The sequence below is a fragment of the Stenotrophomonas sp. 01N47 genome, from assembly GCF_056399165.1.
The window spans coordinates 242982-264369 of the sequence record NZ_JBFTQU010000002.1 but is presented as its reverse complement, the minus strand read 5'-3'; the positions used below and the strand labels follow the sequence as shown (position 1 = coordinate 264369).

26 protein-coding genes are annotated in these 21388 nt (G+C 66.9%); 10 read left to right on the top strand and 16 right to left on the bottom strand.

The features are described 5' to 3' along the window. Positions 1–9: 9 nt before the first annotated feature. From lptB to AC1DKR_RS05080, 5 genes are all read right to left on the bottom strand, one after another. Entirely contained in the window at positions 10–729 is a 720-nt protein-coding gene (lptB, locus tag AC1DKR_RS05100; RefSeq protein ID WP_478031525.1) for an LPS export ABC transporter ATP-binding protein, read from the bottom strand. Then, on the bottom strand, positions 729–1259 hold the full coding sequence (lptA, locus tag AC1DKR_RS05095; protein ID WP_089239301.1) for a lipopolysaccharide transport periplasmic protein LptA: 531 nt from the start codon (positions 1257–1259) through the stop codon (positions 729–731). The genes lptB and lptA overlap by 1 nt, the downstream gene beginning before the upstream one ends. 105 nt (positions 1260–1364) lie before the next feature. Next, positions 1365–1940 carry an LPS export ABC transporter periplasmic protein LptC gene (gene lptC / locus AC1DKR_RS05090; RefSeq protein ID WP_478031519.1) on the bottom strand — a complete coding sequence of 192 codons (576 nt, stop codon included), beginning with the start codon at positions 1938–1940 and terminating at the stop codon, positions 1365–1367. Then, positions 1937–2485 carry a KdsC family phosphatase gene (locus AC1DKR_RS05085; protein ID WP_478031516.1) on the bottom strand — a complete coding sequence of 183 codons (549 nt, stop codon included), beginning with the start codon at positions 2483–2485 and terminating at the stop codon, positions 1937–1939. Before AC1DKR_RS05085 ends, lptC begins: the two co-directional genes overlap by 4 nt. Before the next feature lie 66 nt (positions 2486–2551). Beyond that, positions 2552–3553, bottom strand: coding sequence for a KpsF/GutQ family sugar-phosphate isomerase (locus tag AC1DKR_RS05080; protein ID WP_353101476.1), 1002 nt, complete (start codon positions 3551–3553; stop codon positions 2552–2554). Between the two features lie 54 nt (positions 3554–3607). Here AC1DKR_RS05080 and AC1DKR_RS05075 point away from each other — a divergent pair, with 54 nt between their 5' ends. From AC1DKR_RS05075 to AC1DKR_RS05065, 3 genes are read left to right on the top strand one after another with little or no spacing between them, the layout of a single operon-like run. After that, positions 3608–3838: a BolA family protein gene (locus AC1DKR_RS05075; RefSeq protein WP_478031513.1), complete on the top strand. Its 231-nt coding sequence runs from the start codon at positions 3608–3610 to the stop codon at positions 3836–3838. Positions 3839–3859: 21 nt separating this feature from the next. After that, complete coding sequence (gene murA / locus AC1DKR_RS05070) at positions 3860–5134, top strand: UDP-N-acetylglucosamine 1-carboxyvinyltransferase (protein ID WP_191078840.1); 1275 nt, start codon at positions 3860–3862, stop codon at positions 5132–5134. Continuing rightward, positions 5131–5445: an EF-hand domain-containing protein gene (locus tag AC1DKR_RS05065; RefSeq protein WP_223484809.1), complete on the top strand. Its 315-nt coding sequence runs from the start codon at positions 5131–5133 to the stop codon at positions 5443–5445. The genes murA and AC1DKR_RS05065 overlap by 4 nt, the downstream gene beginning before the upstream one ends. Before the next feature lie 113 nt (positions 5446–5558). On the opposite strand, the gene AC1DKR_RS05060 is transcribed toward AC1DKR_RS05065, so the two are convergent. From AC1DKR_RS05060 to purM, 7 genes are all read right to left on the bottom strand, one after another. After that, a complete protein-coding gene (locus AC1DKR_RS05060; RefSeq protein WP_025874011.1) occupies positions 5559–6242 on the bottom strand; it encodes a DUF3108 domain-containing protein in 684 nt (227 codons plus the stop codon). Between the two features lie 2 nt (positions 6243–6244). Next, positions 6245–7042 carry a DUF3108 domain-containing protein gene (locus tag AC1DKR_RS05055; protein ID WP_394196262.1) on the bottom strand — a complete coding sequence of 266 codons (798 nt, stop codon included), beginning with the start codon at positions 7040–7042 and terminating at the stop codon, positions 6245–6247. Positions 7043–7110: 68 nt separating this feature from the next. Further along, a complete protein-coding gene (purN, locus tag AC1DKR_RS05050) occupies positions 7111–7767 on the bottom strand; it encodes a phosphoribosylglycinamide formyltransferase (protein WP_478031508.1) in 657 nt (218 codons plus the stop codon). Further along, a complete protein-coding gene (locus tag AC1DKR_RS05045; RefSeq protein WP_478031800.1) occupies positions 7764–8375 on the bottom strand; it encodes a DUF2238 domain-containing protein in 612 nt (203 codons plus the stop codon). Before AC1DKR_RS05045 ends, purN begins: the two co-directional genes overlap by 4 nt. A 94-nt stretch (positions 8376–8469) precedes the next feature. After that, positions 8470–8892 (bottom strand): hypothetical protein, encoded by a 423-nt coding sequence (locus tag AC1DKR_RS05040; protein ID WP_478031506.1) that lies wholly within the window; start codon positions 8890–8892, stop codon positions 8470–8472. Next, positions 8889–9386, bottom strand: coding sequence for a hypothetical protein (locus AC1DKR_RS05035; RefSeq protein WP_140224784.1), 498 nt, complete (start codon positions 9384–9386; stop codon positions 8889–8891). The genes AC1DKR_RS05040 and AC1DKR_RS05035 overlap by 4 nt, the downstream gene beginning before the upstream one ends. Before the next feature lie 22 nt (positions 9387–9408). Beyond that, positions 9409–10467 carry a phosphoribosylformylglycinamidine cyclo-ligase gene (gene purM / locus AC1DKR_RS05030; protein ID WP_478031500.1) on the bottom strand — a complete coding sequence of 353 codons (1059 nt, stop codon included), beginning with the start codon at positions 10465–10467 and terminating at the stop codon, positions 9409–9411. Between the two features lie 112 nt (positions 10468–10579). On the opposite strand from purM, the gene AC1DKR_RS05025 reads away from it, so the two are divergent. Genes AC1DKR_RS05025 through hda form a run of 3 tightly spaced genes read left to right on the top strand, consistent with a single transcriptional unit; the run spans position 10580 to position 13583 of the window. Next, the gene (locus tag AC1DKR_RS05025) at positions 10580–11707 is read left to right on the top strand and encodes a DUF2066 domain-containing protein (RefSeq protein WP_230112806.1); all 1128 of its coding nucleotides are present in this window, start codon (positions 10580–10582) and stop codon (positions 11705–11707) included. Next, complete coding sequence (locus tag AC1DKR_RS05020; protein ID WP_478031493.1) at positions 11704–12876, top strand: AI-2E family transporter; 1173 nt, start codon at positions 11704–11706, stop codon at positions 12874–12876. The genes AC1DKR_RS05025 and AC1DKR_RS05020 overlap by 4 nt, the downstream gene beginning before the upstream one ends. Next, entirely contained in the window at positions 12876–13583 is a 708-nt protein-coding gene (gene hda / locus AC1DKR_RS05015; protein ID WP_032977533.1) for a DnaA regulatory inactivator Hda, read from the top strand. The genes AC1DKR_RS05020 and hda overlap by 1 nt, the downstream gene beginning before the upstream one ends. A gap of 728 nt (positions 13584–14311) precedes the next feature. On the opposite strand, the gene murU is transcribed toward hda, so the two are convergent. The 4 genes from murU to AC1DKR_RS04995 all read right to left on the bottom strand — a co-directional run bounded on the left by murU (position 14312) and on the right by AC1DKR_RS04995 (position 17957). Then, positions 14312–15022: an N-acetylmuramate alpha-1-phosphate uridylyltransferase MurU gene (gene murU / locus AC1DKR_RS05010; protein WP_478031491.1), complete on the bottom strand. Its 711-nt coding sequence runs from the start codon at positions 15020–15022 to the stop codon at positions 14312–14314. Positions 15023–15033: 11 nt separating this feature from the next. Further along, the gene (locus AC1DKR_RS05005; protein ID WP_478031489.1) at positions 15034–16059 is read right to left on the bottom strand and encodes an aminoglycoside phosphotransferase family protein; all 1026 of its coding nucleotides are present in this window, start codon (positions 16057–16059) and stop codon (positions 15034–15036) included. Between the two features lie 64 nt (positions 16060–16123). Next, positions 16124–16393 carry a GlsB/YeaQ/YmgE family stress response membrane protein gene (locus AC1DKR_RS05000; RefSeq protein WP_025874000.1) on the bottom strand — a complete coding sequence of 90 codons (270 nt, stop codon included), beginning with the start codon at positions 16391–16393 and terminating at the stop codon, positions 16124–16126. A 70-nt stretch (positions 16394–16463) separates the two neighbouring features. After that, the gene (locus AC1DKR_RS04995; protein ID WP_223494426.1) at positions 16464–17957 is read right to left on the bottom strand and encodes a M20 family metallopeptidase; all 1494 of its coding nucleotides are present in this window, start codon (positions 17955–17957) and stop codon (positions 16464–16466) included. A gap of 198 nt (positions 17958–18155) precedes the next feature. Between AC1DKR_RS04995 and AC1DKR_RS04990 the strand changes: the two genes are divergently transcribed. The 4 genes from AC1DKR_RS04990 to AC1DKR_RS04975 all read left to right on the top strand — a co-directional run bounded on the left by AC1DKR_RS04990 (position 18156) and on the right by AC1DKR_RS04975 (position 21273). After that, the gene (locus tag AC1DKR_RS04990) at positions 18156–18482 is read left to right on the top strand and encodes a ComEA family DNA-binding protein (protein WP_025873998.1); all 327 of its coding nucleotides are present in this window, start codon (positions 18156–18158) and stop codon (positions 18480–18482) included. Positions 18483–18819: 337 nt separating this feature from the next. Further along, on the top strand, positions 18820–19887 hold the full coding sequence (locus AC1DKR_RS04985) for a L,D-transpeptidase (RefSeq protein ID WP_105164937.1): 1068 nt from the start codon (positions 18820–18822) through the stop codon (positions 19885–19887). Between the two features lie 17 nt (positions 19888–19904). Continuing rightward, positions 19905–20630, top strand: coding sequence for a murein L,D-transpeptidase catalytic domain family protein (locus AC1DKR_RS04980; protein ID WP_478031486.1), 726 nt, complete (start codon positions 19905–19907; stop codon positions 20628–20630). 34 nt (positions 20631–20664) lie between these two features. Further along, entirely contained in the window at positions 20665–21273 is a 609-nt protein-coding gene (locus AC1DKR_RS04975; RefSeq protein WP_223494429.1) for a HutD/Ves family protein, read from the top strand. Positions 21274–21388: the final 115 nt, after the last annotated feature.

Here is a 21388-nt window from a genome sequence, read left to right as displayed (position 1 = left end):
CGGCCGCGGTTACAGCTTGAAGGAATCCCCAAGGTAGACGCGGCGCACGTCGGCATTGTCCAGGATCGCCTCGGGCGAGCCCTGGGCCAGCACGGTGCCCTCTGCGAGGATATACGCGCGGTCGCAGATTCCCAAGGTCTCGCGCACGTTGTGGTCGGTGATCAGCACACCGATGCCGCGTTGCTTGAGATGGGTGACGATGCGCTGGATTTCACCGACCGAGATCGGGTCGACACCGGCGAAGGGTTCGTCGAGCAGGATCAGCCGCGGCTTGGCGGCCAGTGCACGGGCGATCTCGCAGCGACGGCGCTCACCACCGGACAGGCTGGCGCCGAGCTGTTCGGATACATGCCCAAGCTGCAGTTCGTCGAGCAGGCTGTTCAGTTCGCGCTCGCGGCCCGCCGAATCCAGGTCCTCGCGCAGTTCCAGCACCAGGCGCAGGTTGTCGGCCACGGTCAGCTTGCGGAACACCGACGGTTCCTGCGGCAGGTAGCCCACACCCTGCTTGGCGCGGGTGTACATCGGGTCGCTGGTGATGTCCTTGCCGTCCAGCACGATGCTGCCGGCATCGGCACCGACCAGGCCCACGATCATGTAGAAGCAGGTGGTCTTGCCGGCACCGTTGGGACCGAGCAGGCCGACCACTTCACCGGCGTCCAGGGTCAGCCCGAAGTCCTTGACGACTTCGCGCTGCTTGTAGCGTTTGCGCAGGCCAGTTGCGACGAGCATTACTTCTTGCCTCCCGCCGGGGCCGCAGCCGGGGCGGCCGCTGGCGTCTTGTTCTTCGGCGGGATCACGGTGCGCACGCGGCTGCCGTCGCCGCCGGAGTTCATTTCACCGCTGCGGGTGTTGTAGACCATGCGCTGGCCCGCATTGGTGCCGCGCGCGCTGGTGACCTTGTAGTTGCCGGTCAGGGTGATGATCTCGGTGGTGATGTCGTAGTCGATCCGGTCGGCCACCGCATCCATCCAGGTGCCATCGTCGAGCTGCTGCTTCATCTTGGCCTGCTTGCCGGTGAACACCGCACGCACGGCTTCGCCGCCCTTGAGGTAGATCTCCGCTTCGGATGAGCGCAGGTCCAGGGTGCCCTGGGTGATGATCACGCCACCGGACAGCACGGTCTTGCCATCACCGGTGAGGGTGCCGGACTGCGCGCCGGAATCAATGTTCATCGCTTCATTGCGGTCCGTCGACTTGGCAAAGGCGACAGCGGGGACAAGAAGACTGAGCGCGAGCACGGCTGCAAAGGGAATCTTCATCGGGGTCCGTTCTACCGGTGGTGGCCCTCCGGCGGGACCGGGGGCGGCGGGTGGGGGCTGCCTGCTTCGCGCCTGTCGGGAAGACGTCGCGGGCGGGCGGCGGAATCAGCGCTTGGGCGTGTAACGGCCCTTGGACTGGCTGAGGAAATGATACGTGTTGTTCTTCGAATCCACCTCGAACCCGACGCCGGACTGCTCCATGCCCGGCCGGGTCATGGTCACCAGGGCATCGGTACGGGCGCGGTTGTCCTTCGGGAATACATCCAGGTGGTCGGTGCGGAAAGTGGTCGGGACCACGCCGGGATCGGCCGGGCTGTCGCCGGCGACGTTGCCCCGCAGCTTCATCTCATCGCCCTTGGCACTGAGCCAGCCGGTCTCGGCACGCAGCGTCCAGTGCTTGCCATCCTTGTCGGGCATTTCGAACAGCGGGGTGGTGATGTTGAGCGTCTGGTCGCCACGCTGGCGTTCCAGCAGGGGCGCGCGCAGGGTGGTCGATTCCTTGCCGTGTTCGTCCAGGGCGACGATCTGGAAGTCGTGCAGGATGTAGTCCACACCGGCGTCCTGGCCTTCGACGACAGGTGCCTTTTCACGGTTGCGCAGCGCGGCCCAACTGCTCAGCAGGGCAGCCAGCAGCAGGCCGACGCCGAGGATCATCCGCCAGTTCAAGGAGGGGGCATTCATGCGCCGAACCTCGCCAGCACGGCGTCCAGGCGGCCCTGTGCGGCCAGCAGCACGTCGCACAGCTCGCGCGCGGCACCACGGCCACCGTCGGCGCGGGTGATCCAGTGCACGCGCTCGGCGATCCACGGATGCGCATTGGCCGGGGCTACGGCCAGGCCGACCGCGCCCAGCGGCGCCAGGTCCGGCAGGTCGTCACCCATGAAGGCCACCTGCCCCAGGCCGATGCCGTGCTGCGCGCACAGCGCCTGCACGCTGGCCAGCTTGTCGCCGACGGCAATCTGGGTGTCAATGCCCAGGTCGGCGCCGCGCTTGAGCGCGGACTGGCTGTTGCGCGCGGTGATCAGCACGGGGTGGATACCGTGCTGCTGCAGCAGTTTCAGGCCCAGGCCATCCTGCACGAAGTACGCCTTGCTCTCGTTGCCATCCTTGTCGTAGTACAGCCGACCGTCGGTGAGGGTGCCGTCCACGTCGAAGCAGGCCAGGCGGATATTGGCCGCAACGGCATGCAGATGGGCGGGGAAGGCGGGCAGGGGGGACCAGGGCATCAGGGCATCGGACTCAGTGGTTGCGGGCTCGTTGGTACAGACTGAATGGGGTCTACGGACTGTCGGTTAAACCACCCGGGCCCGCAACAGGTCATGAATGTTCAGGGCGCCGACCGCGCGGCCCTGGCTGTCGACCACGATCAGGCCGGTGATCTTGTGGGTTTCCATCAGCCGCGCAGCCTCTACCGCCAGCTTGTCGGCGCTGATGGTGCGCGGTTGCCGGGTCATCACATCGGCAATCTTCGCGGTGCGCACGTCCAGGTCGGTGTCCAGGGCGCGGCGCAGGTCGCCGTCGGTGAACAGGCCGATCAGCACACCCTGGTCGTCGACAACCGCGGTCATGCCCAGGCGCTTGCGGCTCATCTCCATCAGCGCTTCGCTGAGGCTGGCGCCGACATCGACCTTGGGCAGGTCCTCACCGGTGTGCATGACGTCGGTGATGTGCAGCAGCAGTCGGCGGCCGAGGCTGCCGGCCGGGTGCGAGCGGGCGAAATCGTCGGCGGTGAAGCCGCGCGCGTCCAGCAGGGCCACCGCCAGGGCGTCGCCCATCGCCAGCGAGGCGGTGGTGCTGGAGGTGGGCGCCAGCGCCAGCGGGCAGGCTTCGGCCGGCACGCTCACATCCAGGTGGAAATCGGCGGCGCTGGCCAGGCTCGACTGCGGGCGGCCGGTCATGGCGATCAGCACATTGCCCTGGCGCTTGAGCACCGGCAGCAGCATCAGCAGCTCATCCGATTCACCCGAATAGGAGAGGGCCAGCACCACGTCGTCCTCGGTGATCATGCCCAGGTCGCCGTGGCCGGCCTCGCCCGGGTGCACGTAGAACGCCGGGGTGCCGGTGGAGGCCAGGGTGGCGGCGATCTTGCGCGCGACATGGCCGGACTTGCCCATGCCGGTGGCGACCACCCGGCCGCGGCCGCCCAGGATCGCCCGGCAGGCCTGCTGGAAGGCGTCGCCGAGGCGGTCGGCCACGGCGTCCAGCGCCTGCCGTTCGATCTCGAACACGCGCCGGCCACTGGCGACCAGGGCGGCAGGGTCGGCGGAACGGGGGGGCAACAGGGATTCGGCCATGCGGACGCCACGCAGCGGAAGTAGAATGGACGCACATTTTATTAGGAAAGCCCGTTGGACGCCGACACCATCCGCAATCTGATCGAAACCGGCCTGCCCGGCGCCCGCGCCGACGTGCAGGGTGACGATGGCGTGCATTTCGAAGCGACCGTGGTCAGCGAGGCCTTTACCGGCAAGATGCCGCTGGCCCGCCACCGGATGGTGTATGCCACTCTGGGCGACCTGATGGGCGGCGCGATCCACGCGCTCGCATTGAAAACCGTGACCCCGGCCGAAGCCGGCTGAACCGCAGAAGATCCCCAATACATGGCCAAGATCGTTGTGACCGGCGGCGCTGCGCTGCACGGTGAAGTAAGCATCTCCGGCGCCAAGAACGCCGTCCTCCCCATCCTGTGCGCAACCCTGCTGGCCGACGCGCCGGTGGAGATCACCAACGTGCCGCATCTGCACGACGTGGTGACCACGGTGAAGCTGCTGGGCGAACTGGGCGCGAAAGTGACCATCGACCAGGGCACGCTGTCGCGCGGCAGCGCGATCGTGGTCGACCCGCGCCCGGTCAACCAGCATGTGGCTCCGTATGAGCTGGTCAGGACCATGCGTGCCTCGATCCTGGTGCTGGGCCCGCTGCTGGCCCGCTTCGGCGCCGCCGAAGTATCGCTGCCCGGCGGCTGCGCGATCGGTTCGCGCCCGGTCGACCAGCACATCAAGGGCCTGCAGGCACTCGGTGCCGACATCGTGGTCGAGAACGGCTTCATCAAGGCCACCGCCAAGCGCCTGAAGGGTGGCCACTTCACCTTCGACATGGTTAGCGTGACCGGTACCGAGAACGTGCTGATGGCCGCAGTGCTGGCCGAAGGCACCACCATCCTCGACAACGCGGCGATGGAACCGGAAGTCACCGACCTGGCGCATTGCCTGATCGCTCTCGGCGCGAAGATCGAAGGCCTGGGCACCGCCCGCCTGGTCATCGAAGGCGTCGAACGCCTGTCCGGTGGCCGCCATGAAGTGCTGCCCGACCGCATCGAAACCGGCACCTTCCTGGTGGCTGCAGCGATGACCGGTGGCAAGGTCACCGTCAACCGCGCGCGCCCGAACACCATGGACGCGGTGCTGGCCAAGCTGGTGGAAGCCGGCGCGACCATCGAGACCACCGAAGACAGCATCACCCTGGACATGCACGGCAAGCGGCCGAAGGCAGTCAACCTGACCACCGCGCCGTATCCGGCGTTCCCGACCGACATGCAGGCGCAGTTCATGGCGCTCAACTGCGTCGCCGACGGCGTAGGCGTGATCAATGAAACGATCTTCGAGAACCGTTTCATGCACGTCAACGAGCTGCTGCGCCTCGGCGCGGATGTGCAGGTGGAAGGCCACACGGCCATCGTGCGTGGTCACGAGCGCCTGAGCGGTGCACCGGTGATGGCAACCGACCTGCGCGCGTCCGCGTCGCTGATCCTGGCCGGCTTGATGGCCGATGGCGATACCACCATCGATCGCATCTACCACCTTGATCGCGGCTACGAGAACATCGAAGAGAAGCTGTCTTCGCTCGGCGCCACCATCCGGCGCGTGGCCGCATGATCCTGCGCGGCAGGTTCAGCCGTCGCCGCAAGGCGCTTCTGGTGCTGGTGCTGATCGTGCTGGCGTGGCTGGGCTATGCCTGGTACGCCAACATCGCCATCACCAAGGGCATCGAGCAGAAGGACATGGACTGGAACGGCGACGGCACGGTAACCCGTGACGAGATCATCCAGTCGTTCTACGCGGTGGCGGTCAACGACAGCCAGGACGGCAACCGCCATTGCCGTACCTTCGTGCGTCGATCCACGGGCGAGCAGATCCGGGTGGACTGCCGCACCGAGTTCGCGCCGGCGGAAACGCCGAAGAAATAAAGAAAACGCCCGCGAAAGCGGGCGTTTTTTCTGGGACATCCATCCACGCATGGCGTGGATCTACTTTGCGTCCCAGTAGATCCACGCCATGCGTGGATGGCGCGCATCGTCGGTCAGTTCATCGCTTTGATGGTCAGGTCCAGCGCATCGCGGCCGCTCTCACGCTGCAGCATGCGCGCCGGCACCGGGAACTCCGGCACGATCCAGGCAATCAGCTCCTTGTTGCCGTCGACGCGCGAGACCTTGGTCGCCTCGTAGCTCTTGCCGCCAACGGTGACCGATTCCTTGCCCACCACGCGGTAGGTCATGTTCTTGATGCGGCCCTCGTCGACCATGCGATAGGTCAGCGGCTTGCCGGCAGCCAGGTCGCGGGCGATGGCCAGATTGATCAGCAGCGCGTCCATGTCGCCGGCCTTCAGGGCGATCGGTCCGGCGCGGTCAGGCTTGATGTCGCCGGTCCAGGTGGCCTGGTTGCTGGTCCAGTTGTAGTTGGCCTGCACATTGCGCTTTTTCACCAGCAGCGCAGAGCGGTCCTGACTGCTGAGCGGACGCAGCTGCCCACGCACTTCCTCGAACACGGTGGTCTGGCTCAGGTCCGCCAGCTGGTTCTTGACCTGCAGGCTGTAACGCCACTTGTTGGTGCCTTCGCTGGCCAGGGTCATGCTGCCGTTGGCCTGCATGCCCATGTAGCTGGCGAGGTAGTCGGCCTTGAACGGCTGCAGGGCCATGGCCGGCAGGCTGGCCACCGACAGTGCGGCAGCGGCGATCCAGGTCAGGGGGCGGGTCAGGGTGTTCATGCTCAGACTCCTTGGTATTCGATCAGGCGCAGATCGACGCGATCTTCGCCGTCTTCACGTTGCAGGATGCGCACCGGGGTGGGGACACCGTTGGCGATCCAGAGAATGGTTTCATTGTTGCCGCCGTTGGTGCGATACACCCGCAGCGCGTTGTAGGACAGGTCGCCGACCTCGACGTTCTCGGTCTGCGGCGCGGCCTGGTAATCGTGCTGGCGCACCTTGCCCATGTCGACGTAGCGATAGTGCATAGCCGCGCCGGGACGCGCGTCGCGCATGATCGCCAGGTTGATCAGCAACGCGCTCTGGTCGCCGGCCTGCAGTGGAATCGGCTGGGCGCGCTTCTTTTCCACGTCGCCGCTCCACTGCGCGGTGCCGGCCTGCCAGTTGTAGGTGCCGACCGCCTTCTTGCCGAGGAACAGGCCCTTGCGCACCGTGCTCTGGCTGAGCGGCGCGTACACACCGCTGCGCTCTTCGAACACCGTGCTCTGCTCGATGTTCAGGCCGAGCACGCTGGCAAAGCCGCGGCGGCCGACCACCTGCATGTCCACCCGCCACTGGCTGCCGCCGGTGTGGGTCACCTGCATGGTCGCATCGCCTGCTTCCTTGCCCCTGTAGAACGCCTGATAGGTCGCGCTGAACGGCTGCAGCGGCGGCGGCTCCCAAGCCAGGGCGGGCAGCACCGGCGGTGCCACCTCGGCAGGTGCCGGCGCAGCAGGCGCCGTTGCCTGGCCCCAGCCCGCACAGGCAAGGACGGCAAGCGGCAGCAGCAGGGTTGTACGCAGCAGGGACGTGGTCTTCATGGCCGACAGGAACCGCAGGAGGGGAGCAGGATGCCAGCCGCGCAGTCAGCGGGGCGTGTGCACGGGCGTTACCGGTTCAGGTTCCCGGCGGAATCTAGAGCCAACGGGCTAAACAGGGGGTGACCGTCGAATGTCGGCTGGCCTTCCCGTTCAGTCAGGCGGCCTGCACAGAGCAGTTCCAGCGTCCCGATCAGCAGCGGATGCTCCACTGCGAGCACGCGTTCTGCCAGGGTCTGCGCATCATCGCCTGCAAGCACCGGAACCCGCGCCTGCGCCAGCACCGCGCCGGCATCCAGTTCCGGTACCACCAGGTGGACGCTGGCGCCGTGCTCGACGTCACCGGCTTCAAGCGCCCGTGCATGGGTGTGCAGGCCCTTGTGCAGCGGCAGCAGCGAGGGATGGATGTTGACCAGGCGGCCATTGAACCGCTGTACGAAATCGGCGCCGAGGATACGCATGTAGCCGGCGCAGACGATCCAGTCCGGCGTGGATGCTGCCAGCGCATCACCCAGCGCCTGCTCGTAGGCGGCGCGGTTGCTGAATTCCTTCGGCGCATGCCCCCAGCGCCGATCCGTTGCCACCCGCTCCAGGGCGGTCGCATCGGGACGATCGGAGAACACGCCGACAATCTCGGCCTGCAGTCGCCCTGCCGCGATGGCGTCGACAATGGCCTGCAGGTTGCTGCCGCGCCCGGATGCCAGCACGGCGATTCGGCAGATGCTCATCGCACCACGCTCCGGCGTACCAGCGGCCACAGCAACAGGCTGCCCAGGGTCGCCAGCAGCATGTCCGCATGCGCGTCCCACATGTCGCCCTGCTGGCCGTTGTAGGCCTCGGCCGCTTCCGGCGACAGGGCAAGGGCGATGCCCCATTCCAGCCACTCATACACCAGGCTGGAGCACATCACCGCCATCAGTGACAGGGTGAATGCCTGGCCGATGCGCAGCGCAGGCCAGGAATGTCGCGCCAGCTGCAGCAACGCCGGGGTGAAGCAGACGCCATAGAGGAAGTGGATCAGGCGATCGAAGTGGTTGCGCTGCCAGCCAAAGGCTGCGTCCGGCGACCACCCGAGCAGCGACTGCAGCCATGCGTCATACGGGACGTTGGAGTACAGCCAGCGCGCGGCCACGCAGTGGATGGCGATGAAGCCGCAGATGGCGATGAACGCGCCGTTGCCCAGCTGCCAGCGCCGGTCCACCCACCACAGGGCCAGCAGGCCGATCACCGTCAGCGAACTGTGCAGGGTCTGCTCGAGCGGCCACAGGGGATGGATCCAGGTGGCGGCGAAGATGCCCAGCACCGCGACCAGTGCGGCCTTCTTCGGTGCCGACAGTGAGTGGCTGGCGCGGTTGCGGGCGAGCGTGGGGGCAGCGGGCGTGGACATGTCGGGGCGATCAGCAGAAGAGACGGAACATGCGCTTGCCAGCTCAGACGCTGACGTGGTCGCCACGGTCGAACAGTGCGGCGATCTCCGGCTTGCGCAGGAAATACACCGCGTAGGCGGTCAGGGCCATGCCCAGTGGGCCGGCCATCACCGCTGCCCAGGCCGCGCCGCGACACCAAGCCAGGTGGCTGCGCTGGCCAAGCAGCCGCGCGGTGCGCAGTTGCAGGAAGCCCAAGCCGATGGCCAGCAGCGACACCGCGCCGTACACCGTCGCCAGCACCGCGCCGTCGTCCATTCCGCGTTCGAAGGCGACGATGCCGACAAAGCCGAGGAACACCAGCGCTGCCAGCCAATGGAAGCCGGCCAGCGCGTAGAACAGGATCTTCAGGTTGCGCAGGTGGCTTGCGGTCTGCAGGTCCGCCAGGGGCTGCCGTGGCAGCGGCGGTGGCTTCATGCCATCGCTCATGCCACACCCGCCTGGCCAGCGAAGGTGGCCTTCACCTGCGGGCGCAGCAGCACGACCAGGGTGAACACGCCGAGGATGGTGCCGATGGGGGTGAACAGGCACGCCAGCCCCGCCACGATCATGCACAGCAGGTAGCGGCGCTGCTGTGACAGGCAGCGGCCGGCATAGGCCACGAAGCCTGCCAGGGTCAGCCCGCCGAGCACGATGCAGACGCCCATCACGGTGAACAGCCAGCCGACGAACTGCTGCTCTTCCGGCGATGACGGTTCACCGCCGGACTTCATCGGCAGCGAGCCGGACAGCATGGCGATGCCCAGCACGATGTGCAGGACGAAGACCAGCGAGAACACCGCCATCAGGCCAGCGACCACATAGTGGCCGATCGCCAGCTGGCGCAGCTGGGTGGCGTCCTGCGGGCCGAACACCGGCACGGCCGGGTTCGGCGGCAGCACCGGCGGAGCCGGCGGCGTCGACAAGGGAGGAGGTGCGTCCATGCGGGTTCCTTTGTCCAGTGGATCAGGCGATGTGGACGCGTTCGCCGCCCTGGGCGGTGACCACCTGGCCGATCGTCCAGTGCTCCAGGCCTTCCGCCTTGACCGCAGCGGATACGGCCTCGAGCTGTTCCGCAGCGATGATCAGCACGAAGCCGATGCCGCAGTTGAAGGTGCGCCACATCTCGCTGTCTGCCACCGCGCCTTCCTTCTGCAGCCACTGGAACACCGGCGGCAGGGTCCACGACGAGGCCTGGATGTCCAGGCCGAGGCCTTCGGGCACCACGCGGATGATGTTCTCGGTCAGGCCGCCACCGGTGATGTGGGCCATGCCGTGGATGGCATCGCCGTGCGACTTCAGCAACGACAGGATCGGCTTGACGTACAGGCGGGTGGGGGCCATCAGCGCATCGACCAGCTTGACCCCGCCTTCCAGTTCCAGCTCGGCCGGGCGGCCGGCGCGGTCGTAGATGCGACGGACCAGCGAATAGCCGTTGGAGTGCGGGCCGGACGAGGCGATGCCGATCAGCACGTCGCCGGCGGCGACATGGGCGCCGTCCTTCAGCTCGCTCTTTTCCACTGCAGCGACGGTGAAGCCGGCCAGGTCGTACTCACCCGGCGCGTACATGTCGGGCATCTCGGCGGTTTCGCCACCGATCAGGGCGCAGCCGGCCTCGGTGCAGCCATTGGCGATGCCGCCCACGACCGCGGCGGCGGTGTCGATGTCCAGCTTGCCGGTGGCGAAGTAGTCCAGGAAGAACAACGGCTCGGCGCCCTGCACCAGCACGTCGTTCACGCACATGGCGACCAGGTCGATGCCGATCGTATCGTGGCGGTTCAGCTGGTGGGCCAGCTTCAGCTTGGTGCCGACGCCGTCGGTGCCCGACACCAGCACCGGTTCGCGGTACTTGTTGGACAGGTCGAACAGGGCACCGAAGCCACCCAGGCCGCCCATCACCTCCGGACGGAAGCTGCGCTTGACCAGGGGCTTGATCCGCTCGACCAGTTCGTTGCCGGCGTCGATGTCGACACCCGCGTCACGGTAGGTGAGGGGAGAAGGGGCGGAAGACGGGCTGTTGGTCACGGGCGTCGGCGCTGGCAGGGGTTGAATCGCCGATTTTAACAGGCCGCATTGGCGCAAAGGCCGTATTCGGGCAACAATTCCCCCCGGATACGTCGAGCCAATGGATGTCCTGATGCGCCGCAGCCTGTTTTTGACCCTGCTCCTTGCGCTGTGCCTGCCGGTGGCCACGATGGCCCAGAGCGGCATGCGAACCGAGGGGGATGTTGCCACTGCCAGTGGTGCGTACGAGGCCGAAGTGCCCGTCAACAGCCAAGCCGAGGCTGACCGCAACGGTGCACTTGCCCGCGCGTTGAGCGTTGTACTGGGCAAATTATCCGGCGATCGCAGCGTCATGTCGCGCCCCGGCGTGGCGCAGGCGTTGCGCAATGCCAAGGACTACGTGGCCAGCTACGACTACAAGCAGGACCAGAGCGTGGGCGCCAGCGGTGCGCCGAGCTTCCGTACCCTGCTGGTCGCGCGCTTCCGCGAGGATGACGTGGACGGGCTGGTGTCGGCCCTGGGCCTGCCGCTATGGCCGCAGCCCCGGCCGAAGCCGGTGCTGTGGCTGGCCGTCGACGACGGCAGTGGTCCGCGCCTGGTCAGCGTGCAGCAGGCCAATGCTGCGCGGCCGCTGCTGAGCCGGGCCATCGAGCGCGGCTACAAGCTCGGCCTGCCCAGTGGTGGCGCCGCCGAGCAGGCCCTGGCCGGTGCCATCTGGCGCCAGGACAGCGCCGCTGTCGCCCGGGCCTCGTCGCGCTACTCGCCGCCGATGCAGCTGATCGGCAAGCTGTACCGTGCCAATGGCGGCTGGCAGGCGGACTGGGTGTTCGTCGACAACGGCCGTGAACTGAACAAGTGGACCAGCAAGGACGCCAACGCCATGCGCGCGATGGCCGCCGGTGCCGATGGCGCTGCCGACGCGCTGGTCAAGCGTTATGCCAAGGCCGGTGCGGCCACCGGCCAGGCGGGCACCTACCGCGTGGTGGTGACCGGCATCAACAGCGCGGACGAATACCTGCGCCTGGCCGCTGGCCTGCGTGAAGTCGCGGTGGTGCGCAACGTCACTCCGCTGCGCGCGACCGCCGACCATCTGGAGCTGAATCTGGAACTGACCACCGGCCTGGCCGGCTTCAACCGCATGCTCGGCGACAACGGCGTGCTGGTGCCGTCGGCGACCCTGCCGGCCTTGCCGACCCCGATCGACGATACGACCGGTGCACCGGCACCGGCGCCGGTCAGCAACGAGTACCGCCTGCGATGATCCTGTCCCCGGAAGCGGAAATCGCGCAGTTCCTGCGACGGCTGAAGTACATCCTGCTGGCGGGCCTGATCGGCTGGATCGTCTGGCTGCTGGCACCGATCCTGACCCCGTTCGTGCTGGCGCTGGCGCTGGCCTGGCTGGGCGACCCGCTGGTGGACCGCATCGAGGCCACTGGCCGCTCGCGCATGACCGGTGTGGTGCTGGTGTTCGTGGCGATGGTGCTGGTGATCACGGCACTGTTGCTGGTGCTGGTGCCGATGATCGAGCGCCAGATCACCACGCTGATCGCAGCGGCCCCGCAGGCGCAGGCCTGGCTGATGGAGAAGGGCATTCCCTGGTTCGAGCAGAAGACCGGGCTGGAAGTGATGCAGTGGATGGACCCGGACCGCCTGATCGAGTGGGTGCGCAGCCATTGGCAGCAGGCCGGCGGGTTCGCAACGACCTTCATGGGCTATGTTTCGCGCTCGGGGTTCACGGTGGTCACATGGGTGGTCAACCTGCTGCTGCTGCCGATCCTGGCGTTCTACTTCCTGCGTGATTGGGACAAGCTGGTCGAGCGCGTGGCGTCGGTGATTCCGCGCAACCAGATCGGCACGATCACCGCGCTGGCGCGTGAATCCAACGAAGTGCTCGGTGCGTTCATCCGCGGGCAGTTCCTGGTGATGCTGGCGCTGGGTGTGATCTACGCCGGTGGCCTGTCGCTGGTCGGGCTCAAGCTGGGCCTGTTGATTGGCCTGATCGCCGGCCTGATCAGCTTCATTCCCTACCTGGGCGCGACCACCGGCATCCTGATGGCGATCGTGGCTGCGCTGGTGCAGGCGCAGGGGTTCGACCTGAAACTGCTGATCCTGGTGGGCGTGGTGTTCACCGTTGGCCAGCTGCTGGAGAGCTACGTGCTGACCCCGCGCATCGTCGGCGACAAGATCGGCCTGCACCCGGTGGCGGTGATCTTCGCGGTGATGGCCGGTGGCCAGCTGTTCGGCTTCCTGGGCATGCTGCTGGCGCTGCCGGTGGCGGCGGTCAGCAATGTGCTGTTGCGCTATGCGCACCAGCGTTACCGCCAGAGTGAGCTGTACGCCGGCGAGAAGCCCGCGATCGTGCTTGATGGTGTGATCGACCAGCCCCATATCATCGTGCCTGGCAATGACAAGGGTCCGGAACTGAAGTGATTGGTGTGCCGCAACTTCCGCTGGCCCTGCATTACCCGCGGGACCAGCGGCTGGAAAGCTTCATCGGCGCGCCGGACGGCGCGCTGGCGCAGCTGCATGCCATCGCGGTAGGGGCCAGCCACGACTGGGTGTACCTGGAAGGCGCGGCCGGCACCGGCAAGACCCACCAGGCGCTGGCGATGTGTTCCAGCGCCGAGCAGGCCGGGCGCCTGCCGACCTATGTACCGCTGGCCAGCGTGGTCGGCCGGGTGCGGGTGGCGCTGGAAGGGCTGGAGCAGCGCGAGCTGGTGGCGCTGGATGGCCTGGATGCGGTGGCAGGCAATCGTGAGGACGAAATCGCGCTGTTCGATTTCCACAACCGCGCGCGCGCTGCCGACGTGACGGTGCTGTACACCGCACAGAAGTCACCGGGCGAACTGGGCCTGGTGCTGCCGGACCTGCGCTCGCGCCTGGGCCAATGCGTGCGCGTGCTGCTGCAGCCGCTGGACGAGGAAGGCCGCGCGGCGGTGTTGCGCGAGCGCGCGCTGCGCAGGGGGCTGGCGATCGACGAGGCCGCCATCGAGTGGCTGCTGTCGCACACCGGGCGCGAGCTGGGTGGGCTGATCACGTTGCTGGACTGGCTGGATCGCGAATCGCTGGCGGCGAAGCGGCGGATCACCGTGCCGTTCCTGCGCCAGGTACTGGAAGAAGGCCGTCCCCGCTACTGAGGGATGTTGTCCGGCAGGGCTGCGCCCTGCACCCGCCGAAGCAACGTCAACGTCAAAAGCTGGCTTCCTGAGGGATGGCGGGGCGGCTCAGGTTGCGGGGGACGGCGCAAGTACGTCCATGTAGCCTCGGTCGCGCCATCCATGGCGCTCACGCCCCCGCAACCTGAGCCACCCCGCCTTCGACAGGTTCCCGCGATCTGGTGTGTCGGCGTTCTGCACTGCTGTTGGTGGGTGTCGACCTTGGTCGACACGTGTCTTGCTTGTGGTGGGTGACGACCGTTGGTCGTCACCAGAGCGAAGCGACCCGCTTCTGCTTTTCCTTCTTTTCCGTGGCTGGACGCACACGCAGACTGTCAGAGGCCGGGCGGGTGAGCCATGCAGGGGCGTTGGCGCCATGATGGCGACAAGTAGATCCACGCCATGCGTGGATGAGACTTTCCGGGGAAGGACTGCCTTGGATCCGACGTTCTCTGCTTGTGGTGGGTGGCGACCGTTGGTCGTCACCAGAGCAAGCGCAGCGAGGCGACCCGCTTCTGCTTTTTTCTTTCTTCCGTGGCTGGACGCCCACGGAAACTGTCAGAGGCCGGGCGGGGTGGGTTGCGCAGGGGCGTGAGCCGCATGGATGCGGCGACCGAGCTTACATGGACGTACTTGCAGCGTCCCCTGCGCAGCCCATCCCGCCCGGCCAAGCAAGGCTTCTGCTTCAGATGCGACCAACCACGAGGGGCTCAGCCGCTCGCAGCCAACTCAACATCCAGCGCGCGCAGGCGATCCACCGTCCCGACATCGGTCCAGCGCCCGCGATGGTGCTGCCCCGTCATCAACCCCTGTGCCATGAAATGCTTCTGTAACGGCACCACCGAGAACTTCGGTGGCACGCGCTCGCTGCCAGGTGCCTCACCGATCACCGCGCGCCAATCGGCCACGATCGAAGGACGATAGACGCCGATGCCCGCATAGGTCAGGCACGGGCCTTCGCGGTCATGGTGCAGCACACCGTGCGCGTCCAGCCGGTAGTCACCATTGGGGTGCTGCGCCGGGTTGTCGACCAGTACCAGATGCGCTTGGCTGGCCGGTTCACGCGGCAGCGTGGCGAAATCGAAATCGGTCCAGATATCGCCGTTCACTACCAGGAACGGATCGTCCCCCAGCACCGGCAATGCATTGAGGATGCCGCCACCGGTTTCCAGCGGGGTATCGCCTTCGTGCATGAAATGCAGGCGCAGGCCCCACTGGCTGCCATCGCCCAATGCGGCCGGGAACTGCTCGGCGAGCCATGCGGTATTGATCACCACATCGTGGATGCCGAGCGCAGCCAATCGCTCCAGATGCCACACGATCAGGGGTTTGCCGGCCACCGACAGCAGCGGCTTGGGCGTGTGCAGGGTGAGGGGACGCATGCGCTCGCCCAGGCCGGCGGCGAAAATCAGTGCCTTCATCGATGCGGCCTTCAGCGCAGCACGCGCATCGGCGCGGACAGCTCGGCCAGTGCCGGTTTGATGCGCGTTTCCAGCAACTGCTGCAGGGGCGCCAGTTCGCGGTAGCGCGGCAGCACTTCATCGAGGTAGGCGATGAAGCGCGGCGCATCGTCCAGGTAGTGGCCCTTGTTGTCGCGATAGCGCAGGCGACAGAACAGGCCGAGGATCTTCACGTGGCGCTGGATGCCCATCCAGTCGGCATCGCGCAGGAAGGTGGCACGGTCGGGTATCGGCAAGCCGGCGTCGCGCGCGCGCTGGTGATACTGCGCCAGCCATTCGTCCACGCGCTGCAGCGGCCAGCTCAGGAAGGCATCCTTGAACAGACTTACCGCGTCGTAGGCGATCGGGCCACGCACCAGGTCCTGGAAATCCAGCACCGCGGGGCCGCCATCCACCGGCATCAGGTTGCGCGGCATGTAGTCGCGGTGGGTCATCAGCTGGGCCTGGCCCAGCGCGTTGTCCATCAGCCGACGGTGCACCAGCTGCAGGCCTTCGATCTCGCCGCAGTCCAGTTCAAGGCCAAGATGGCGTTGCAGGAACCACTCGTCGAACAGGCCGGCATCACGCTGCAGCAGCGCTTCGCCGAACTGGCCGAAATCGGCCGGCACCGGAATGGCCTGCAGGCGCAGCAGCTGATCGATGGATCGGCTGAACCACTCGTCGGCATTGCGTTCGTCGAGGATCTTCGCCAGCGTCGGGCCGCCCAAGTCTTCCAGCAGCAGGAAGCCGGCGTCGAGGTCCTGGGCAAGCAGCGCGGGTACGCGCAGGCCGTGATCGTGCAGCAGGCCGCGCATGCGCAGCCACGGCGTGGGGTCTTCCAGCCCCGGTGGGGCGTCCATCACGATGTGGCTGCCGCGCTGGCTGGTGGTGCGCCAGTAGCTGCGCATGCCGGCATCGACCGAGGCGCGTTCGACCACGGCGTTGCCGTCGTCGAGCTGGGTGCGGGCCCATTGCAGACGCTGTGCGCTGCGCAGGGGATCAGAGGCGGGTTCGGTCATGCAGGCATATCCGGGCGCGCCGGGCGCGCCAACGTCGGGGCAGAATGAAAAAGGAGGTGGCGGCTCAGCGGCGGCCGCTGAACAGGCGCAGGATCGCCAGCACGACGACCGCACCCAGCACCGCGCCGAGGAAGCCGGCCGGTTCACCGGGCGCGTACCAGCCCATGTACTGGCCGAACCAGCCGGCCAGCAGCGCGCCGATGATGCCCAGCACGATGGTCAGCAGGCAGCCCATGCGGTTGTTGCCGGGCATGAAGAAGCGTCCCAGCAGGCCGACGAAGAAGCCGACCAGGATGATGTAGAGCCAGCTGGTGCTGCCAAACAGACCGTTCATGCAATCAGTGCTCTCGAAGGATGGACGCAGCCTAGCAAGGCCGGGCTGCGTCCGTCACGGTGTGTCTGGATCAGCAGCAGCCGTGGTCGCCGTGGCGGGTGCCGCTGTCGGCAGCCACCGGCGAACCGCTGGTCTCGCCACGCAGGCTTGCCGCGTAGTGCTCGCTGATCACCTTGGACACGCACGAGGTGACCTTCTTGCCCATCGGAATGTGCAGGAACTCGTTCGGACCGTGGGCGTTGGAGTGTGGGCCGAGCACGCCGGTGATCATGAACTGGGCGCCCGGGAACTTCTCGCCCAGCATGCCCATGAACGGGATCGAGCCGCCTTCGCCCATGTACATCGCCGGCTTGCCGAAGAAGGTCTGGCTGGCATCGTCGATGGCCTTGGTCAGCCACGGTGCCATCGCCGGCGCGTTCCAGCCGGTGGAGGCCTTTTCCAGGTCCAGGGTGACCTGCGCGCCGTTCGGCGGATCGCGCAGCAGCGCTTCCTTCAGCAGCTCGCCGCAGGTCTTGCCATCGGCGGTCGGCGGCAGGCGCAGCGACAGCTTCACCGCAGTATGCGGGCGCAACACGTTGCCGGCCGATTCCAGCGGCGGCATGCCGCCGATGCCGGTCACCGACAGGGCAGGGCGCCAGGTGCGGTTGAGCACCAGCTCGGTCAGGTCGTCGTTCATCGGCTTGAGGCCGTCGACCAGCGGGAATTTTTCGAAGATCGCGGTATCGACCACGTCGGCGGCGCGCTTGGCCTGTTCCAGGCGCTCGGCCGGAATCTCCACGTTCATGCCGTCGATCAGGATGCGGCCGGTGTCCTGGTCCTCGATGCGCGACAGCAGCTGGCGCAGCAGGCGGAAGCTGGACGGCACCACGCCGGAGGCGTCACCGGAGTGCACGCCTTCGTTGAGCACCTTCACCGAGAAGTTGCCGCCGGTCAGGCCGCGCAGCGAAGTGGTGCACCACAACTGGTCGTAGTTGGCACAGCCCGAATCCAGGCAGACCACCAGCGACGGCTTGCCGATGCGGTCAGCCAGATGGTCCACGTAGGCCGGCAGGTCGTAGCTGCCCGACTCTTCACAGGCTTCGATCAGCACCACGCAGCGGGCATGCGGCAAGCCCTGGGCCTGCAGTGCCAGCACGGCGGCCAGCGAGCCGAAGATGGCGTAGCCGTCATCGGCACCGCCACGGCCATACAGCTTGTCGCCGCGCAGGACCGGGGTCCACGGGCCCAGGTCGTCGTCCCAGCCGGTCATCTCCGGCTGCTTGTCCAAGTGCCCGTAGAGCAGGATGGTGTCGTCGCCGGTTTCGGCGCCGGTAGCCGGAATTTCCAGCAGAATCAGCGGGGTACGGCCTTCCAGGCGGACCACTTCGACGTTCAGCCCGGGCAGGTCCTGGGCCTTGGCCCAGCTTTCCATCAGGGTGACCGCCTGCTCCATGTAGCCGTTCTGCACCCAGTTGGCGTCGAACATCGGCGACTTGTTGGGAATGCGGATGTAGTCGACCAACTGCGGGACGATTTCGCTGTCCCACTTGTCATTGACGAATTGGCCGAGCTTGGCGCTGTCCATCTGAAACTCCGGTTGCATGGCTGATCCGCCCATTCTACGCCTCGGCCAAGGGTAGGGTTTTCCCTACATCACGTCGGGTATTTGGCTGGCTTTTAGAAATCCGTGAAACCTATACGCTGTGTGCATGTGGTGACGGACACTGTTTCGACCGACGGGATTGCCGGTCGGGACGGTCAGAACCACAAGGAGATACACGTAGTGCCTTGGTTTGTCGTGTTAAGGGCGCTGGTGCTGGGAATGTGGATCGCGGGAGCGCAAGCTGCCGAGCCGATCGACATCAACCGGGCCGATGCCCAGGCGCTGCAGCAGGGATTGACGATGGTCGGGGCCACCAAGGCAGCGGCGATCGTCGAGCACCGGCGCAGACACGGCCCGTTTCACCGCGTCGAGGACCTGACGCAGGTGAAGGGGATAGGGACATCGATCGTCGAACGGAATCGACGACGGATCACCGTTGGCAACACGATGTTGCCTGCGGATCCGGTACCCGGATCGGTACCGGTGCGAACCGTACCCAGGCGCTGACAACAGGAATCGTCGGAATCTGCAGGATGCAGGTTCAATGGCTGCGGACAGGATGGCTGCAGCCGCCGACCGTCGCAGGGATGCGGCACCAATCACCAGGATGGTGGCATCACAGACCTGTGGAAGGGGCTGAGATACAAACAGGACAGACGCGGCCGCGTGCAGGACGCAACGCCGCCCCCGCTTCGCAGGATGCGAGGGGGTGGCAGCAGGCCGACAGGGACGTGACGATTGCCCGGTACGACACATGGCTGTGTCGCCGGGCAATTTCTTTTGGCGCGGCTGCGACGTGCCCATGGTGTACGGTGGGGCCTTCGCATGGAATGGAACCTGCTGGATGCACCTGCACCGTTTGACCTTGATGCTCGCCGTGGCCTTGGCACTGCCGTGCGCCGCACAGGCGGCCGCCCCCTCCAAGCCTGTCGTGGCCACGACTTCCGAAGTACGCGGGCCGACCGACCTCAAGCCGGGCGAGTACCTGTGGCATCCGGAAGTCTCGCCGGCCGGTCCGATCGTGCTGGTGGTGAGCCTGGATGAGCAACGGGCTTACGTGTACCGCAATGGCATTGCCATCGGCCTGACCACGATCAGCTCGGGCAAGACCGGCCATGAGACGCCGACCGGTGTGTTCACCATCCTGCAGAAGGACAAGGACCACCGCTCCAACCTCTACAACAGCGCACCCATGCCGTACATGCAGCGGCTGACCTGGGACGGCATCGCCCTTCACGGCGGCAGCCTGCCCGGGCACCCGGCCTCGCATGGCTGCGTGCGCCTGCCGCAGGCCTTCGCCCAGAAGCTGTTCAGCGAAACCAAGCGCGGCGATACGGTGGTCGTGGCCGATGCCAAGAGCGCGCCGATGACGCTGGCCTATCCGGCGGTACTGGCGCCGGTGAATGCACGCGGCCAAGCCCTGCCGGAAGGCGAGGGCGGAGCTCCCGACAAGGCCTGGTGGGATGATGCGGCGGCACCCAGTGGCCAGGTCGGCATCCTGGTCAGCCTGCACGACCAGCGCCTGTACGTGCTGCGCGATGGCGTGATGATCGGTGAGTCGCCGCTGAAGGCCGACGCGCTGCCAGCGTTCCAGGGCACCACCCTGTTCGTGATGGGCCAGGGCTACAGCGATACGCCCAGCCCGCTTGATGCACAGCAGCGCCTGCACCAGTGGACGGCGTATCCGCTGCTCGGCCAGGACCGCGCCCAGGCCACGCCGGACCTGCTGGCCACGCCGTCGTTACCGATGGCACTGCCGGCTGATTTCGCCCGTCAGCTGTACCAGGTGCTGGTGCCGGGCACGACCCTGCTGGTGACGTCGCTGCCGGCGGTGCGCCCAAGCGCGGCTGAATCGGGAATGCAGCCGGTCTTGGAATCAGAGCCGCCAGCGTCCACCCTCAAGGGATCCTGAGACCTCCCTACGTGCCCATGTCTGCTTCCCGCCTGTGCCGGCTGGCCGCCCTTGTCCTGCTGGCAACCACTGCCAGTGCCCCGGCCGGGGCACAGACGCCCATTGCCGCCATCAGCGCCGACGACCTCGCCGCGCAGCTGGCACGCACCGCGCCCAAGGCCGACCGTCGGGTTCTGCAGTTGGCTGCCCACGCCATGCGCTGCGCACTGCAGCGGCCGGAGCTGGGAGTCAGCAGTGAACGCCTGAGCGTGATCGATTACTCGCGGCCGTCCACCGAGCCGCGGATGTGGGTCTTCGATCTCGCCCGCCAGCGGCTGTTGTTTGAGGAGTGGGTGGCGCACGGCCGCAACAGCGGCGAGAACCGCACCGAACATTTCTCCAACCGCGATGGCAGCTTCATGTCCAGCATCGGTGCGTTCACCGCGCAGGAAACCTACATGGGCGGCAACGGCTATTCGCTGCGGCTGGCAGGGTTGGAGCCGGGGTTCAACGATCGTGCACGCGAGCGCGCCATCGTCATCCACGGTGCGCCGTATGTGAATCCGTCCACTGCGCAGTTGCAGGGGCGGTTGGGGCGCAGTCTGGGCTGCCCGGCGGTGCGGTTGTCGGTGGCCAAGCCGCTGATCGACGCGCTGCGAGGCGGCACGATGGTGTTTGCGTACTACCCCGACAAGGACTGGCTCAAGCACTCACAGCTGCTGGGCGGCGATTGCGGTACGGCTGCGGGTCTTGCAACGCGTTGATGCGTTGCGGCGCGCGGCATGATGCAATGCGCGCATGAACATCGACTCCCTGCTGCAGACCCCGAGCCAGGTGATTTCCAGCCTGGACTACCGCCGCGAACGCTGGCGCAACGGCCTCGGCTGGACCCGCGAGATCCTGCGGTTGCCAGCGCAGGGCGATGATTGGGCGTTGCGCCTGTCGGTGGCCGAGATCGAGCAGGACGCCGCGTTTTCCGCATTCCCGGGCGTCGAGCGCGAACTGGTGCTGCTGCAGGGCAATGGCGTGCGCCTGCGTTTCGAGGACGGCCGCGTAGCCGAGGTGCTGCCACCGCATGGGCGCGTGCGTTTTGCCGGTGAGGCTGCGCTGCACGGCGAGCTGGTGGACGGCACCACCCACGATTTCAACCTGATGTGGAAGCGCGGACTGCTGCAGGCCGAGCTGCTGCATCGTCCACTGGTCGGGCCGATGTTCTTCTTCTGCGAGCCGGGCGTGGCCTGGGCCCTGCACCTGTTGGGCGGGCAGGCCATGTTCGGCGCGGACAGTGGATTGCCCGCGATGCAGGCCGGCGATACCGCGTGGTTGGCCGCCGGTGAGCGTCAGCGGCATGCATTGCAGGGCGGCGGCGAGTTGTTGGCGATACGGGTGAGCGCGGCGGGCGGCTGAGCCAGAGTCGGCGCCCGGAGGCAATCATCCACGCATGGCGTGGATCTACTGCAGCATGGTTGTCACCCTGGATCCGCGTAGATCCACGCCATGCGTGGATGCAGCAGCCGATATC